The organism is Streptomyces sp. Qhu_M48 (assembly GCF_051305195.1).
GTDB lineage: Bacteria > Actinomycetota > Actinomycetes > Streptomycetales > Streptomycetaceae > Streptomyces.
In genome coordinates this window covers 1,760,682-1,776,294 of record NZ_CP195432.1, presented here as the reverse complement: position 1 = coordinate 1,776,294, position 15,613 = coordinate 1,760,682, and the positions used below count along the sequence as shown (strand labels likewise).

General features: G+C 73.7%; 16 protein-coding genes and 1 riboswitch. Of the genes, 8 read left to right on the top strand and 8 right to left on the bottom strand.

Annotated elements, in window-relative coordinates; translation table 11 throughout:
- Positions 1-197: 197 nt before the first annotated feature.
- From ACRRSS_RS08320 to ACRRSS_RS08310, 3 genes are all read right to left on the bottom strand, one after another.
- Positions 198-602 (bottom strand): DUF3040 domain-containing protein, encoded by a 405-nt coding sequence (locus tag ACRRSS_RS08320; RefSeq protein WP_189830634.1) that lies wholly within the window; start codon positions 600-602, stop codon positions 198-200.
- A 271-nt stretch (positions 603-873) separates the two neighbouring features.
- On the bottom strand, positions 874-1,662 hold the full coding sequence (locus ACRRSS_RS08315; protein ID WP_435970582.1) for a class I SAM-dependent methyltransferase: 789 nt from the start codon (positions 1,660-1,662) through the stop codon (positions 874-876).
- Between the two features lie 66 nt (positions 1,663-1,728).
- Positions 1,729-2,247: an SAV_6107 family HEPN domain-containing protein gene (locus ACRRSS_RS08310; protein ID WP_435970581.1), complete on the bottom strand. Its 519-nt coding sequence runs from the start codon at positions 2,245-2,247 to the stop codon at positions 1,729-1,731.
- A gap of 164 nt (positions 2,248-2,411) precedes the next feature.
- On the opposite strand from ACRRSS_RS08310, the gene ACRRSS_RS08305 reads away from it, so the two are divergent.
- The 5 genes from ACRRSS_RS08305 (at position 2,412) to ACRRSS_RS08285 (ending at position 8,568) form a co-directional block, all read left to right on the top strand.
- Positions 2,412-3,362, top strand: a complete 951-nt coding sequence (locus tag ACRRSS_RS08305) for an ATP-binding cassette domain-containing protein (protein WP_435970580.1) — start codon at positions 2,412-2,414, stop codon at positions 3,360-3,362.
- A complete protein-coding gene (locus tag ACRRSS_RS08300) occupies positions 3,334-5,421 on the top strand; it encodes a YhgE/Pip family protein (RefSeq protein ID WP_435970579.1) in 2,088 nt (695 codons plus the stop codon). Before ACRRSS_RS08305 ends, ACRRSS_RS08300 begins: the two co-directional genes overlap by 29 nt.
- A 43-nt stretch (positions 5,422-5,464) precedes the next feature.
- A complete protein-coding gene (locus ACRRSS_RS08295) occupies positions 5,465-6,073 on the top strand; it encodes a TetR/AcrR family transcriptional regulator (RefSeq protein WP_435970578.1) in 609 nt (202 codons plus the stop codon).
- Positions 6,074-6,408: 335 nt separating this feature from the next.
- Entirely contained in the window at positions 6,409-7,056 is a 648-nt protein-coding gene (locus ACRRSS_RS08290) for a DUF4126 domain-containing protein (RefSeq protein WP_435970577.1), read from the top strand.
- Between the two features lie 78 nt (positions 7,057-7,134).
- A complete protein-coding gene (locus ACRRSS_RS08285; RefSeq protein WP_435970576.1) occupies positions 7,135-8,568 on the top strand; it encodes a phytoene desaturase family protein in 1,434 nt (477 codons plus the stop codon).
- Between the two features lie 58 nt (positions 8,569-8,626).
- Here the strand turns inward: ACRRSS_RS08285 and ACRRSS_RS08280 are convergent, their stop codons facing one another.
- From ACRRSS_RS08280 to ACRRSS_RS08260, 5 genes are all read right to left on the bottom strand, one after another.
- Positions 8,627-9,487 (bottom strand): hypothetical protein, encoded by an 861-nt coding sequence (locus ACRRSS_RS08280; RefSeq protein ID WP_435970575.1) that lies wholly within the window; start codon positions 9,485-9,487, stop codon positions 8,627-8,629.
- Positions 9,488-9,541: 54 nt separating this feature from the next.
- Entirely contained in the window at positions 9,542-10,459 is a 918-nt protein-coding gene (gene metF / locus ACRRSS_RS08275) for a methylenetetrahydrofolate reductase [NAD(P)H] (protein ID WP_351905523.1), read from the bottom strand.
- A gap of 129 nt (positions 10,460-10,588) precedes the next feature.
- A complete protein-coding gene (gene thiE, locus ACRRSS_RS08270; protein ID WP_435970574.1) occupies positions 10,589-11,248 on the bottom strand; it encodes a thiamine phosphate synthase in 660 nt (219 codons plus the stop codon).
- Positions 11,249-11,456: 208 nt separating this feature from the next.
- Entirely contained in the window at positions 11,457-11,822 is a 366-nt protein-coding gene (locus ACRRSS_RS08265) for an Rv2175c family DNA-binding protein (RefSeq protein WP_351905529.1), read from the bottom strand.
- 57 nt (positions 11,823-11,879) lie between these two features.
- Positions 11,880-13,103: an NAD(P)/FAD-dependent oxidoreductase gene (locus tag ACRRSS_RS08260; protein ID WP_435970573.1), complete on the bottom strand. Its 1,224-nt coding sequence runs from the start codon at positions 13,101-13,103 to the stop codon at positions 11,880-11,882.
- A gap of 82 nt (positions 13,104-13,185) precedes the next feature.
- Positions 13,186-13,299, top strand: a riboswitch (TPP riboswitch).
- On the opposite strand from ACRRSS_RS08260, the gene thiO reads away from it, so the two are divergent.
- The 3 genes from thiO (at position 13,297) to ACRRSS_RS08245 (ending at position 15,448) form a co-directional block, all read left to right on the top strand.
- The gene (thiO, locus tag ACRRSS_RS08255; RefSeq protein ID WP_435970572.1) at positions 13,297-14,451 is read left to right on the top strand and encodes a glycine oxidase ThiO; all 1,155 of its coding nucleotides are present in this window, start codon (positions 13,297-13,299) and stop codon (positions 14,449-14,451) included. (Overlaps the previous riboswitch by 3 nt.)
- Entirely contained in the window at positions 14,448-14,648 is a 201-nt protein-coding gene (gene thiS, locus ACRRSS_RS08250) for a sulfur carrier protein ThiS (protein ID WP_435970571.1), read from the top strand. Before thiO ends, thiS begins: the two co-directional genes overlap by 4 nt.
- Before the next feature lie 5 nt (positions 14,649-14,653).
- On the top strand, positions 14,654-15,448 hold the full coding sequence (locus tag ACRRSS_RS08245) for a thiazole synthase (RefSeq protein WP_435970570.1): 795 nt from the start codon (positions 14,654-14,656) through the stop codon (positions 15,446-15,448).
- Positions 15,449-15,613: the final 165 nt, after the last annotated feature.

The following is a 15,613-nucleotide window of genomic DNA, read 5'->3' as shown; positions in this document are numbered from 1 at the left end:
CGGGGCCACCCGCCGTCGTGCCCACGGCAGGGCGAGGGGTGCGCCGGTCCAGCGGGACGGCGTCCGCGACCCGTGGGGCTTCGTCCGCGACCGGGGGGCGCCGCGCGCACGACCGAGCCCCGTGGGGCATCGCGCGGACGCGCGGCCACGGGGCTCGGTCGGGTAAGTAGGGTGCGGGGCCTCCGCTCAGGGGGCCGTCAGTGGCCGCCGCCCTGCTGTTCGTCGCGGCGGCGCTGCCACCGCTCTTCGATGCGGTTCATCATGGAGCGTCGCTGCCGGGTCTGACGGCCACCGGCCGCCGTTCCACCACTGGCCTGCTGCTCACCCGGCTTCGGCGCCTTGCGCCATCCGGTGACCGCCAGGACCGCGCAGCCCAGCATGACGAGGAATCCCACCACGCTGATCCAGATCTGCTGTGCGACCATTCCGGCCATGAGGAGCGCGATACCCACCAGGAAGCCGGCGACTGCCTGGTAGACCCGTCGCCGGGTGTACGTACGCAGTCCGCTTCCCTCGAGCGCTGTCGCGAACTTGGGATCTTCGGCGTACAGCGCTCGCTCCATCTGCTCGAGCATTCGCTGCTCGTGCTCCGAGAGCGGCACGGAGTCCTCCTAGTCGTCGGTCGCGGGGGCGACCGGTTTGCGGCCCTTTCAGGATAGGCAGGGAATCGCCCCCGTGAAACCCGCCCTCAATGCCGAACAGCCAAGCCGGGCCGCCATGCGGATCGGTTGCTGAGGCGTTGATTCCCCAGCCCCTCCTCCGTCATGCCGGATGCTGTCCCCCGATCATACGGGGCGGAGCCCGTTACCGGGCGGGCTGTGACGTACTCGGTGGAGCGCGCCGCCCGCACCGCCGAACGGGTGGTGGTCCTGATCAGGCCCGCTTCTCGCCCAGAACGTGCAGCTGGGTGGCGATGGCGTGGAAGGAGGGCAGCTCGGCGGCGGCCGCCTCCAGCTTGAGAAGGGCCTCCGCCGCACCGGGCTCGGTGTCGACGAGGACGCCGGGGACGAGGTCGGCGAAGACCCGGACTCCGTGCACGGCGCCGACGTCGAGTCCGGCCCCGTCGGCCAGCTCGGTGAGCTGTTCGGCGGTGAAGCGCCGGGGCACGGGGTCGCCCGCGCCCCAGCGGCCGGCCGGGTCGGAGAGCGCGTTCCGTGCCTCGGTGAAGTGTCCGGCGAGGGCGCGGGCGAGGACGGCGCCGCCGACTCCGGCGGCGAGCAGGCTGAGGCTGCCGGCGGGCCGGAGCGCGGCGACCGCGTTCCGCACGCCCTCGGCCGGGTCGTCGACGTACTCCAGGACCCCGTGGCAGAGCACGGCGTCGTACCCCTCGCGCCCGACGACGTCGAAGAGACCGCTGATGTCGCCCTGGACACCGGTGACGAGGTCGGCGACGCCGGCCTCGGCGGCCCGGCGCTCCAGCGCGAAGAGCGCGTTGGGGCTGGGGTCGACGACGGTGACCCGGTGGCCGAGGCGGGCGACGGGGACCGCGAAGTTCCCGGAGCCGCCGCCCGTGTCGAGGACGTCGAGGCTGTCCTTCCCGGTGGCCTCGACCCGGCGGTCGAGGGCGTCCTTGAGGACGTCCCAGACGACGGCGGTACGCAGGGAGGCGCGCGACGGGCGCGAGGTCGCCTCTCGACCGAAGACAGGGGAAGGGTCCGGCACGGCTGTTGACTCCTCGGTGACGGGTACGGACGCCCCCACCCTATGGCCTGGGACCCGCCTTTCGGATCATCCTCCGGCCTCGTCCGCCCCGGGCCGGCGGGGCAGGACCGGCTGGAGGACCAGCAGCCGCTCGACCAGGCGGAGGAAGTAGGCGGAGTCCCTGAGCAGGTCGTCGGCCTCGCGCCGGGTCGCCGCGGCGGCGATACCGGCCTCGGCGCGGGCCCTGCGCTCGGCGCCGGAGGCGAAGAGGGCGCTCCACTCGGTCAGCTCGGGTGCCAGCTCGGCGAGGAGCTCCCAGGCGCTCCGTATCCGCTGCCGGCGCCGGGGGCCGGTCTCGGGCCTGGCCCGGGCGGCGAGCACGGCGGCGGCGGCTCGCAGGGCGGCGAGGTGGGCGGCGGCGTACCGCTCGTGGGGGAGGTCGAGCGCGGCGGCCTCGACGAGACCGGCTCGGGCCTTGGCGAGGAGGTCGAGGGCGGCGGGCGGGGCGGTGGCGCGGCGCGGGACGGGGTGGATGTCGGACGCGGGTCCGGTCTGCGTGGGTGCGGGACGGCGGCGGGGCGCGGCTGCTGCGGAAGGGCTTGCCATGACGAGTCCTCCTGTCGTCGCGTGACGGCGTAGTGGCCGTATGTGTCCATCGTGACGGCTCCCACTGACAATCCGGCTGACCTGGGGTTTTGCCTGGGAACCCCCCTCAGGGGTAACTTTTGAACTGACCAGTCAGTTCAAAAGGGGAATGGGGGGTGGGATCCGTGGGAGCGGAAGCCGAGGATGGGCCGCGCGGCGCCGCCGTCGTCGCGGACGGCTTTGGACTGAAGGGGCCGCGCGGCTGGGCCTTCCGGGAGGTGTCCTTCCGGGCCGGGCCGGGCTCGCTGGTGGCGATCGAGGGGCCGTCGGGCTCGGGCCGCACCTGTCTGCTGCTCGCGCTCACCGGCCGGATGAAGGCCAAGGAGGGCACCGCCGAGGTCGGTGGCCTGCCCCTGCCCCGGAAGATGGCCGGGGTACGCCGGATCAGCGCCCTCGGGCAGGTCCCCGGCGTCAGCGAACTGGACCCCGCCTTCACGGTCGCCGAGCACCTGAACGAGCGGGCTCTGCTCCAGCGCCGTTACGACGGTGCCGTACGGGCCCTCCTGCGGCGCCCGTCCGAGCGCGCCGCGGCGAAGAGGGCCCGGATCGACGAGGCCCTGGCGGCCGCGGGGCTGGACCTCGACACGCTGCCGAAGGCCGGGCGGACCTCCGTACGGGATCTGGAACGCCTTGAGGCGCTGCGACTCTCGATCGCCCTGGCCCTGATCGGCCGTCCCCGGCTGCTGGCCGTGGACGACACGGACCTCAAGCTCTCGGACGCCGACCGGGCCGAGGCCTGGGCGCTGCTGCGCTCGGTGGCGGATTCCGGGACGACCGTCCTCGCCGTCTGCGCCGAGGCCCCGGGTGACGCCCTGCGGATCACCACGGTCGACGGCGCGGCGGAACCGAAGCCGGAAGCCGACGCGAAACTCGAGCCGGAGCCCGAGCCCGCGCCGAACACCGAGCCGGAGCCGGAGCCCGAGCCGGAGCCCAAGCCCGAACCGGAGCCCAAGCCCGAACCGGAGTCCGAGGCCGGCCCGAAGCCCGCGCCCGCGCCGAAGCCCGCGCCGCAGTCAACCGAAGACACGACCGAGGAGGGGGCGGCCGATGCGCTCGCCGAAACTGGCCGCGCTTGAGCTGAAGCGCTTCGGCAGGGGAAAGCTGCCGCGCGCCGCGCTCGTCGCGATCCTGCTGCTGCCCCTGCTGTACGGCGCCCTCTACCTGTACTCGTTCTGGGACCCGTACAGCAGGCTCGACAAGATCCCCGTCGCCCTCGTCAACGAGGACCGGGGTGCCACCGCCGACGGCAAGAAGATCCACGCCGGTGACGACATCACGAAGGGGCTCCTGGAGAGCAACACCTTCGCCTGGCACCGGGTGAGCGACGCCGAGGCGCGCGAGGGCGTCGAGGACGGTACGTACTACCTGTCCCTGACCATGCCCGGCGACTTCAGCTCGCGCATCGCCTCCAGCTCCGGCGACTCCCCCGAGACCGGCGCCCTGCGGGTGCGGACGAACGACGCCAACAACTACATCGTCGGCCAGATATCCCGGACGGTCTTCTCCGAGGTCCGCACCGCGGCCTCCACCAAGTCCTCGCGGAGCTTCCTCGACAAGATCTTCATCTCCTTCTCCGACATCCACGACGCCACCGCCAAGGCGGCCAAGGGCGCGGACGACCTCAAGCAGGGCGTGGACAAGGCGAAGAAGGGCTCCAAGGACCTGGCGGACGGCCTCAAGGACGCCAAGTCCGGCAGTGGCGACCTGGCCACCGGCCTGAAGAAGCTCGACAAGGGCGCCAAGGATTTGGAGAGCGGCTCCCGCAAGGTCGCGAACGGCACGCAGACCCTCGCCGACAAGGTGAACGGCACCGCCGACAAGGTCCGGCCCTATCTGGCGAACAACGGCAAGTCGATCCGCGACACCGCCCGGCTCGTCTCGGACTCCGCCACCGCCGTCCGCCACGACCTCGACGACCTGGTGCGGCGCGCCCCGCTGGTGCGCAGCGCCGCGCACAAGGCCGACGACGGTCTGGCGGCGATCCACCGCGAGGAGTGCGAGCTGAAGCCGGAGGCCGACGCCGCGATCTGCGCGAAGCTCAAGGAGGCCTCGGTCACGGCCGACGACGTGGCCACCATCGCGGACGACGTGCACGAGCTGACCAGCGGCAGCACCGCCGACCTCAAGACCCTGGACGCGCGGCTCGTCAAGCTCACCAAGCAGGCCGACGAGCTGGCCACCCGGGCCCCGCACCTCGACGAGGACGTCGAGGACGCCATCCGGAAGATCAACGAGCTCAACGCGGGCGCGAAGAAGGTCGCGGCGGGCGCGGACCGTCTGCACACGGGCATCACCGACGCCAAGACCGGTTCGGTGAACCTGGACACGGGCGTCGGCAAGCTCAAGAAGGGCGCGGGCGACCTCGACGGCGGCCTGTTCAAGCTGGCCGACGGCTCCGGGCAGCTGGCCGGCGGTCTGCACGACGGGGTCGAGCAGATCCCCGACTACGACCGGCAGGACCGCGACCGGCGTACGGAGGTCATGGCCGACCCGGTGCAGCTGGCCTCCCAGTCGCTGCACAAGGCGCCGAACTACGGCACCGGTTTCGCCCCGTACTTCATCCCGCTCTCCCTCTGGGTCGGCGCGATGGTCGCCTACATGATCATCCAGCCGCTCAACCGGCGCGCCCTCGCCGCCGGCGGCTCCGCCTGGCGGATCGCCCTCGCGGGCTGGCTCCCGGTGGCGGCGATCGGCGTCCTCCAGGTCGCGGCCCTCATGTCGGTCCTGCACTGGGGGCTCGGCCTCCAGATGGACCGGGCCGCCGGCACGGTCGGCTTCCTCGCCCTGGTCACCTGCTGCTTCTCCGCGATCATCCAGTGGCTCAACGCCCGCTTCGGGGCGGCCGGCCGGATCCTGGTCCTCGCGGTCCTGATGCTCCAGCTGACCTCGGCGGGCGGCACGTACCCCGTACAGACCAGTCCGGGCTTCTTCAACGCCGTGCACCCCTTCCTGCCGATGAGCTACGTGGTCGAGGCGCTGCGCCGGCTGATCACGGGCGGCGGGATCGGGCCCGTCTGGCAGGCCTGCGCGGTGCTGACCGCGTTCACCCTGGGCGCCCTGGCCCTGACCGCCGTCTCCGCCCGCAGGCGGCAGGTCTGGACGCTCGACCGGCTCCACCCCGAACTGACCCTGTGAGACGGGGCCGGTGACACCCGCGACACCTGTGAGAATCGATCCCATGGACAGCAGCAGCACCCGACGCCAGGCCACCCGCGCGAAGCTCTACGAGGCGGCCGTCACCCTCATCGCGGAGCAGGGCTTCTCCGCGACGACGGTGGACGAGATCGCCGAGCGGGCCGGCGTGGCCAAGGGCACGGTCTACTACAACTTCAAGAGCAAGACCGAGCTGTTCGAGGAGCTGCTGCGCCACGGGGTGGCGCTGCTGACGGCCTCGCTGCGGGCGGCGGAGGAGGAGACCGCCGAGCGCGGCGGCAGCCGGATCGACGCGCTCGACGCGATGATCCGGGCGGGTCTCGTCTTCATCGACCGCTACCCGGCCTTCACCCAGCTGTACGTGGCCGAGCTCTGGCGCACCAACCGGGCCTGGAACTCGACGCTCCTGGTGGTCCGCCAGGAGGCCGTCGCGGTGGTCGAGGGGGTGCTGCGCGAAGGGGTCGCGGGCGGTGAGCTGAGCGAGGAGATCGACGTGCAGCTGACGGCGGCGGCGCTGGTCGGGATGGTGCTCGTGGCGGCCCTCGACTGGCAGGCCTTCCAGAGCGAGCGGTCCCTCGACGACGTGCACGCGGCGCTCTCGCGGCTGCTGCACGGCCGGGTGGGCGGCTGCTAGAGCGACCGCAGGGCGTGCCCGGAACCAGACGGACACAGACGGAACCGACCTGACCGATCAGGACCAGGACGGCGGAACGGCGAGAAGGCCGGTCCGGCGAGGCTCGTTCCCCCGAGCCCCGTCGTACCGGCCTTCCTCGTACTCCCCCGTGACACCCCCGTGCCCCGTCGCGTCAGACGCGCGGCCCCGGTTCCGCAGCCCCGTGCCGGCGGTACCCGGGGCCGCGCCCCTTCCGTGGACCCCACTCTTCCGTCCCGGCGGTCCCGCGCCCATCCGCGTCCCTACTCATCTCGCCCCCTAGGTACGGATACTCAGACGTGGTTACGATCGCGGGCGTGTCCGTACTCCCCCTGGTGTTCACCAGTGGCTGGGCGAGCGGGATCAACGCCTACGCGGTGATCCTGCTGTTCGGCGTCTTCGGCGCGACCGGGCTCACCGACGAGGTGCCCGAGTCCTTGCAGCGCACCGATGTCCTCGTCGTCGCGGGCGTGCTCTTCCTGTGCGAGGCGGTGGCGGACAAGATCCCGTACGTCGACTCGGTATGGGACTCCGTCCACACCGTGATCCGGCCGATCGCGGGGGCCGTGGTCGGCGCCCTGCTGGCAGGGCAGAACGGTTCGATCCCCGAGCTCGCGGCGGGCGCGGTCGGCGGCTCGACGGCCCTGCTGAGCCACTTCGTCAAGGCGGGGACGAGGATGGCGGTCAACACCTCGCCGGAGCCGTTCTCCAACGTCGCCCTGAGCCTGGCCGAGGACCTCGGGGTGGCGGCGATCGTCACCTTCGCGCTCTTCCACCCGGTGGCGGCGGCGGTCATCGCGGCCGTCCTGCTCGCCCTCGGCCTGGCGATACTGGTCTTCCTCGCCAAGAGGATCCGGCGCTTCCTGCGCCGCAGGGCCCAGTACCGCGAGGAGAGACGACTCGCCGACGTGGAGGCCCGCGCCCGGGCGCGACCGCCGTCCGACGACGGGTCGGAGCACTTCTGAACCCGCCCGCCGCCCGCCCCGCCGGGAGACCCCACCGGGCCTCCGGCGGTGTCCGGGGCGCCGGATAAAGTCGCCGTCATGGCACGGATTGTGGTGATCGGCGCGGGACTCGGCGCCATGGCGGCGGCGGCCCGACTGGCCGTGGCGGGCCACCGGGTGACGGTGTACGAGCGGGGGCCGACGTACGGCGGCGCGGTCGGCCGCTTCGAGCGGGACGGCTTCGCCTTCGACACGGGCCCGGGGCTGCTGCACCTGCCCGCCGTCTACCGGGACCTGTTCGTCAAGACCGGCAGGGAACCCCTGGAGGAGTGCGTCGCGCTGACGCAGGTCGACCCGGCGAGTCGTCATGTCTTCGCCGACGGCACCCGCGTGGACCTGCCCAACGCCTCCCGGGCCGGCACGGTCGCCGCCCTGGACGCGGCGCTCGGCGCGGGCGCGGGGGCGCGCTGGGGCGACTTCCTGGTGCGGGCCCGCGAGGCCTGGGACCGCACGCGCCGCCCGCTCCTGGAGGAGCCGCTGCCGGCCGACCCGGCACCGCCGGCCCGCGAGCCGTACCCGGCCCTGAGGCCGGGTCTGCTGCGGCGGCCCACGACGACACTCGCGCAGGTCGGGGCCCGGGAACTGCGCGACCCCCGGCTCGCCGCGCTGCTCGACGCGTACGCGTGGTCCTACGGCTTCGACCCGGCCACCGCCCCGGCCTCGGCCGCCGTCCTGCCGTACATGGAGCAGACCTTCGGCAGCTGGTACGTGGGCGGGGGCCTTCGGGCGCTCGCCGACGCGGTGTACGAGCGGTGCCTGAAGCGGCGTGTCGCGTTCGTCTTCGACACGCCCGTGGAGGACGTCCTGGAGAAGGACGGCAGGGCGGTGGGGGTGCGGCTGGCCGGCGGCGAGACGGTCGAGGCCGACCACGTCGTCTCCGGGGCCCCGGTGCCCGCGCTCTACCGCGACCATGTCGTCGCGTGGGAGCGCGGTGACGACCGGCCGCGCTTCCAGCCTCTCGGCACCAGCCGGGTGACGGTCTGTCTGGCCCTGCGCGGGGCCCGGGAGGCGGACGCGGTCCACCGTGCGGTCGTGCACGCGCAGGGCGAGCGGCCGACGGTGACCGTGCTGCGCCCGGACGACCCGGCGCTGCGCCCGGACCCGGACCACGAGGCGGTGACGGTGACGTCGACCGTCCGTACGGCTCAGGAGCGGGACTGGCGGTCGTTCGCCGGGCGGATGGTCGAGGCGGCCGGGCGGGTGGTCCCGGAGCTGCGGGAGCGGCTGCTGTGGCAGCACGTCCGCACGCCGGAGGACGTCCGGCGGGACACCGGCGTCGCCGAGGTGCCGGGGCCCGCGCTGGCCGGGGCGGCCGGTCGGCTGCTCCCGGCCGACAACCGCTCCCCGCTGCCGGGCCTCTGGTTCGCGGGCGGCTGGTCCCACCCGGGCGGCGGCCTCGCCCACGCGGGAATGTCGGGCGCGCTGGTGGCGGGATTCATCGTGGAGGGCGCGGAGTTCCGCGGCTCCCAGTAGGCGGGGCACCGCGCCGGGGTGGGGGGCCGCCGGACTCGCCGGGGCCCCCGCCGGTCACTCAGTACCGGTACTGCTGCTGGTCGTCCGGGTGCGGCTCGTAGCCGTACGGGCCGGGGGCCTGCGGCTGCTGCTGGGGCTGCGGGGGCTCGTCGGTGTCGCGCTGCTGCGGGACCCAGACCCCGCCGGGCGGCGTGTCGTAGGTGTAGGAGGGTGCGGAGGAATCGCCGTAGTACGAGCCGTACTGCTGACCGTCCGTGCCCGGGCCGATGTACGGGTCGGAGTAGGCGGCGTACTGCTGCTGCCCGGCGGCCTGGCCGTAGTCGTAGGCCGGCTGCTGCTGGTCGTACGCGGGCGCGTAGGGGTCGTACTGCGGGTCGTATCCCGTTCCGTAGCCCGTCTCGTAGCCGGTGCCGGGGGTCTGGGCCGCGCCGTGGCCGGTGTCCTGGCCGGCGTTCTGGCCCAGGTCGTAGACGCCGTACCGGCCGGTTTCGTCGGGCATCGGCAGCGGCTCGTAGACATCGGTGGTCTCCGCGGCGGACGGCTCACCTGCGCCCTCCGCGGCGGCGTACGAGGTGTCCCCGCCGTCGTAGGAGAGTTCGGTGACCTCCAGCGTGGGTCCGGCCTGCGCCGCGCCACCGGACCGGCGGCGACGGCTCGCGCCCGGACTGCCGCCGATCGCCCAGCCGGTGGAGAAGCCGCGGCGGAACGAGAGCGTCACATAGGTCTGGCCGACGGCGAAGGCGACCGCCCCGGCGATGATCACCGCCACCGAGGGCAGCAGGACGCCGACGACCACGCCGAGGAAGCCGCAGAAGGCGAGCACCCGCCAGCGCAGTCGCGCCTTGTACTGGAGGAGCACCTCCCCCAGCAGCCACAGTGCGACCACGCCGAACGCGATGTAGAGGACCGTCCACCCCATGCCCCGCCGCCCCTCTCCACGGTCACCGCCGCGGGTCGGGGCGGGTACGACCGGTCACGACTGCTGGTGCAGTCCGAGATTCTCGTAGATCTCGAGCGTCGCGGTGGAGCTGTTCAGCGTGATGAAGTGCAGTCCGGGGACACCCTCGGAGAGCAGCCGCGCGCAGAACTCCGTCGCGAACTCGATACCGATGGAGCGTACAGCGGCGGGATCGTCCTTGACGGCGAGGATGCGCTCTTTCACGTCCGCGGGGAAGGCGGCGTTGCTCAGCTGGGGCAGCCGGTCGAGGGTCCGCACGTTCACGACGGGCATGACCTCGGGGATGATCGGGGTCTCGCAGCCGGTCTTCGCGACGCTGTCGCGCAGCCGCAGATAGTTCTCCGGGTCGAAGAACATCTGGGTGATCGCGTAGTCGGCACCCGCGCGGCACTTGTCCACGAAGTGCCGGATGTCCGTGTCCCAGTCGGTGGAGCGGGGGTGCATCTCCGGGAAGGCGGCGACGCCGACGCAGAAGTCGCCGGACTCCTTGATCAGGCGGACGAGGTCGGCGGCGTACTTCACGCCCTCCGGATGCTCGACCCACTCCCCCAGCGGGTCGCCCGGCGGGTCGCCTCGGACGGCGAGCATGTTGCGGATGCCGGCGTCGGCGTACTGGCCGAGGATGTTGCGCAGTTCGGCGACGGAGTGGTCGACGGCCGTGAGGTGGGCGACCGGGGTGAGCGTGCTGTCGGCCGCGATCTTCTGGGTGGCCTTGACGGTCCCGCCGCGGGTGGTCCCGCCGGCGCCGTAGGTCACGGAGACGAAGCTGGGGCCGACCGCCTCGACCCGGCGCATGGCGTTCCAGAGGACCTGCTCGCCCTTCTCGGTCCGGGGCGCGTAGAACTCGAAGGAGTACGACGTGCCGCCGGAGGCGAGGATCTCGCGGACCGTGCGGGCGCGGTCCGAGCGGACGGAAGCGGTACCAAGGGCCATACGGGCAGGTTAGACGGGGTACGGCGGGCGGCGTACACGATGTCCGAGTGATGGACACCTTTTCGGACAGGCGGCCGGGCGGTTCGTCGGAGGATCCTCCGGACGTCTCCCGGGCCCGCCGGGCCGGGCCTACGCCCCCGCGCGCTCCCTGACCCGCTGGGCGAGGGCGGCCGTCGCGGCGGCCGGGTCGTCGGCCTCGGTGATGGCCCGGACGACGACGATCCGGCGTGCTCCGGCGGCCAGGACCTCGTCCAGATTCGTCTCGTCGATGCCGCCGATGGCGAACCAGGGCCGGTCCTGGGCCAGGCCGGCCGTGTACCGCACGAGGTCGAGTCCGGGCGCGTACCGGCCGGGCTTGGTGGGGGTGGGCCAGCAGGGCCCGGTGCAGAAGTAGTCGACGCCCGGTTCGACGGCGGCGGCGGCCACCTCGGTCTCGGCGTGGCAGGACCGGCCGATCAGTACGTCGTCGCGGCCACCGAGGATCGCGCGGGCGGCGGGCACGGGCAGGTCGCCCTGCCCCAGGTGCAGTACGTCGGAGCCGATGGCGTGGGCGACGTCGGCGCGGTCGTTCACCGCGAGGAGCCTGCCGTGCCGGCGGGCGGCCTCGGCGAAGACCGCGAGGTGCTCCAGCTCCTCGCCGGCCTCCATGCCCTTGTCGCGGAGCTGCACGATGTCGACGCCGGAGGAGAGCACGGCGTCGAGGAAGTCGGGCAGGTCGCCCTGGCGCTTCCGGGCGTCGGTGCACAGGTAGAGCCGGGCGTCGGCGAGCAGCTCACGAGGCGTGGGCATGGGTGGGTCCCCCCGGTCGGTGGCGCGGGGGGAGCCCCCCGTCGGTGGCGCGGGGCCGCGGCGGCCGGGCCCTCGGGGGCCGGTCGCCGCGTCACCCGCCGGTGGTGTCTTCGGTGGCGCGCCGGATGGGGGCGCGTCGGTCAGGGCCCGCCGGGCGGGCCGCCTCGGACGGGCCGCTCCGGGGCGGGCAGCGCCTGAGGGTGCCGCGTCAGAGGGCGAGCGCCTGGGCGCGGCGCTTCACCTCCGTGCCGCGATTCTCGTTGAGCGCCTGCGCGGGCGTGCCCGGCAGGCTCTCGTCCGGAGTGAAGAGCCACTCCAGGATCTCCTCGTCGTTGAAGCCGTCGTCCCGCAGCACGGTCAGGAGCCCGACGAGGCCCTTGACGATCTTGTCGCCCTGGATGAAGGCGGCGGGGATCTGCAGGGCGTTGTTCTCTCCACGGCGCACGGCGATGAGCTGACCATCCCTGATCAGCTGTCGCACGCGCGTCACCTCGATGTCGAGCATCTCCGCGATGTCGGGCACGTAGAGCCAGGCGGGGACGAGCGCATCGATCTTTACGTCAATCTCGGTCACGGGACAAGCCTGCCATCCCGGACCGACAGTCGGTAGTCGGGCCCCCGGGGACACCCGCTAGACGGCTGCCGCCTTCAGGGGGACGGAGGGGGCCGCCGCGCGCACGGGGTCGACGGCGGTGGCGGTCTCGATGAGCTTGCGGCCCTGGGCCAGGTCGCGGGGGCGGCCGACGGCGAGGAGGGCGACCGGCACCCCGGCGCGCAGCCAGAGCACGGACCAGGTCGGTTCCGCCGGGTCGCCGCGCCACAGCAGCCGGTCGGCGTCCGCGTGGTGACCGGCGTACTGGACGAAGCGGCCGAACTGCTCGGACCAGAAGTACGGCACGGGGTCGTACGGGCCCGACTCGGCCCCGGTGATCGTCGCGGCGACGGTGCGGGGGCCCTGGAGGGCGTTGTCCCAGTGGTGGACGAGGAGGCGGTGCCCGTAGCGGGCGGAGGGGAAGGAGGCGCAGTCGCCGACCGCGTACACATCGGGCAGGGAGGTGCGCAGCCGCTCGTCGGCGGTGACGGCGCCGCTGGGGTCGAGGGCGATGCCGGAGCCGGCGAGCCAGCCGGTGGCGGGGTGGGCGCCGATGCCGACGACGACGGCGTCGGCGGGCAGCTCGCGGCCGTCGGTGAGGACGACCCGGCCGGGCGCGCCGGGCTCGACGGTGTCCACGCGCGCGTGGGTGAGGAGCTCGGCGCCGTTCTCCCCGTACCACTCGGCCATGGGGGTGGTGACCTCGGCGGGCAGCGCTCCGGCGAGGGGGCGGTCGGCGGCCTCGACGACGGTGACGGCGCAGCCGGCCGAACGGGCGGCGGTGGCGAACTCGGCGCCGATCCAGCCGGCGCCGACGACCACGATGTCGTGCCGGTTCTCCAGGACGGGGCCGAGGCGGACGGCGTCGTCGAGGGTCCGCAGCAGGTGGACCCCGGGGACCCCTTCGGTGCCGGGCAGCAGGGCCGGGTGGGCGCCGGTGGCGACGACCAGGACGTCGTAGCGGACGGGTCCGCTCTCGGTGTCGATCTCGTGGTCGGCGGCGCGCAGGCCGGTGACGTCGAGGCCGAGGCGGAGCTCGATGTCGAGGCCCTCGAAGTCGATGTCGAAGGCGGAGCCCTCGGCCTTGCCGAGGAGGACGGCCTTGGAGAGCGGGGGCCGGTCGTAGGGCTGGTGGGGCTCGGCCCCGATGAGGGTCACGGGGCCGGTGAAGCCCTGTTCGCGCAGGGCGACGGCGGTCTGTACGCCCGCCATCCCGGCGCCGACGATCACGACGTGCTGCTGTGCCTGCTTCTGCTCGCTCACCCGACCACCTTACGCATCTGACGAACCGTCAGGAAGGGAGGGGTCTGTGACCCCCCGGAGGCGGAAGCTAGTCTGACGGACGTAAAGCACTCGCGGGAGCCCGGACGCACCGGGCTGAGAGGGAGGCTGGGACGGCCTCCGACCGTACGAACCTGATCCGGGTCATGCCGGCGAAGGGAGGGGCTGGACGCCCATGCGTTCTTCCGATGTCCTCGTGGTCGGGGGCGGCATCATCGGCCTGGTCACGGCCTGGCGGGCCGCGCGACGCGGCCTGCGCACCGCCGTCGTCGACCCGGACCCGGGCGGCGGCGCCGCACGGGTCGCGGCCGGCATGCTCGCCGCCGTCACCGAACTCCACTACGGCGAGGAGACCCTGCTCGGGCTCAACCTCGCCTCCGCCGCGCGCTATCCCGCCTTCGTCGCCGAACTGGAGGAGTCCGCCGGCCACGACGTCGGCTACCGCGCCTGCGGCACCCTCGCCGTGGCCCTCGACGCCGACGACCGGGCCCACCTGCGCGAACTGCACGCCTTGCAGACCCGCAGCGGGCTCACCTCGGAGTGGCTCAGCGGCCGTGAGTGCCGCCGCCTCGAACCGATGCTCGCTCCGGGCGTCCGCGGGGGACTGCGGGTCGACGGCGACCACCAGGTCGACCCGCGCCGGCTCGCCGCCGCGCTCCTCGTCGCCTGCGAACGGGCCGGGGTGGTCTTCCACCGCACCCTCGCGCAGAGCCTGACGGTGGTACGGGACCGGGCGCGCGGTGCCGTGCTCGCCGGGGGCGAGGAGCTGACGGCCGACCAGGTCGTCCTGGCCGCGGGCAGCCTCAGCGGCCGCCTCGCGGGGGTGCCGGACGAGGTGCTTCCGCCGGTGCGCCCGGTGAAGGGCCAGGTGCTGCGACTGCGCGTACCGGCCCCGTACGCCCCCTTCCTCTCCCGGACGGTCCGGGCCGTCGTCCGCGGCAGCCACGTCTACCTGGTGCCCCGCGCGAACGGCGAACTCGTCGTCGGCGCCACCAGCGAGGAGCTGGGCTGGGACACCACGGTCACGGCGGGCGGGGTGTACGAGCTGCTCCGCGACGCCCACGAACTCGTCCCCGGCATCACCGAGCTGCCGCTCACCGAGACCCTGGCCGGCCTGCGCCCCGCCTCCCCCGACAACGCGCCGCTGCTCGGCCCCACCGCCCTGCCCGGCCTGCACCTGGCCACTGGCCACTACCGCAACGGGGTCCTGCTCACCCCCGTCACCGGCGACGTCATGGCCGAGGTGCTCACCACCGGCGTCCTCCCCGACGAGGCTCGCCCCTTCACCCCCCGCCGTTTCTCCTCCGCGCGTCAGGAGCAGCCCGCATGAACGTGTCCGTGAACGGAGAGGCCCGCGTGCTCTCCGGCCCCGTCTCCCTCGACGCCCTGGTGGCGACCCTGACCACGGCCCGCTCCGGGGTCGCCGCCGCCCTCAACGAGACCGTCGTCCCGCGTGGCGAGTGGACGTCCACGCTGCTCGGCGAGGGCGACCGGGTGGAGGTCCTCACCGCGGTGCAGGGAGGTTGAGCGCGATGTCCGACGACGTGTTCACCCTCGGCGGTGCGGAGTTCTCCTCGCGCCTCGTCATGGGCACCGGCGGGGCGCCCAGCCTCGACGTCCTGGAACGCTCCCTGATCGCCAGCGGTACGGAGCTGACGACGGTCGCCATGCGGCGCCTGGACCCGACCGTCCAGGGCTCGGTGCTCTCCGTCCTCGAACGGCTCGGCATCCGGGTCCTGCCCAACACGGCGGGCTGCTTCACGGCCGGCGAGGCGGTCCTCACCGCCCGGCTCGCCCGCGAGGCGCTCGGCACCGACTGGATCAAGCTGGAGGTCGTCGCCGACGAGCGGACCCTCCTCCCCGACGGGGAGGAACTCCTCGCCGCGGCCGAGACCCTGGTCGACGACGGCTTCACCGTCCTCCCCTACACCAACGACGACCCGGTCCTCGCCCGGAAGCTGGAGGACGTGGGCTGCGCGGCGGTCATGCCGCTCGGCTCCCCCATCGGTTCCGGCCTCGGCATCCGCAACCCGCACAACTTCCAGCTCATCACCGAACGGGCGGGGGTCCCGGTGATCCTCGACGCGGGCGCGGGCACGGCGTCGGACGCGGCACTCGCGATGGAGCTGGGGTGCGCGGCGGTCATGCTGGCGTCGGCGGTGACGCGGGCCCAGGAGCCGGTGCTGATGGCATCGGCGATGCGGCACGCGGTGGAGGCGGGGCGCCTCGCCTTCCGGGCGGGCCGCATCCCCCGCCGTCACTTCGCGGAAGCGTCGTCCCCTCACGAAGGCCGCCCCCACCTGGACCCGGAACGCCCGGCCTTCTGACCCCCCAGGGGACGGACGGCTCCTCGCCGCCCCCGTCGTGAGCATGCGTTCCGCCGGGCGGTGGGGTCCCCTGGAGTGCGGGGCCGCAGGCCCCGGCGCCGTCGTGCGGTGCTCGTCACAGCTGTGCCGCAGACTCCGCCGCCCGCACGGCACCCGCCCCCACGG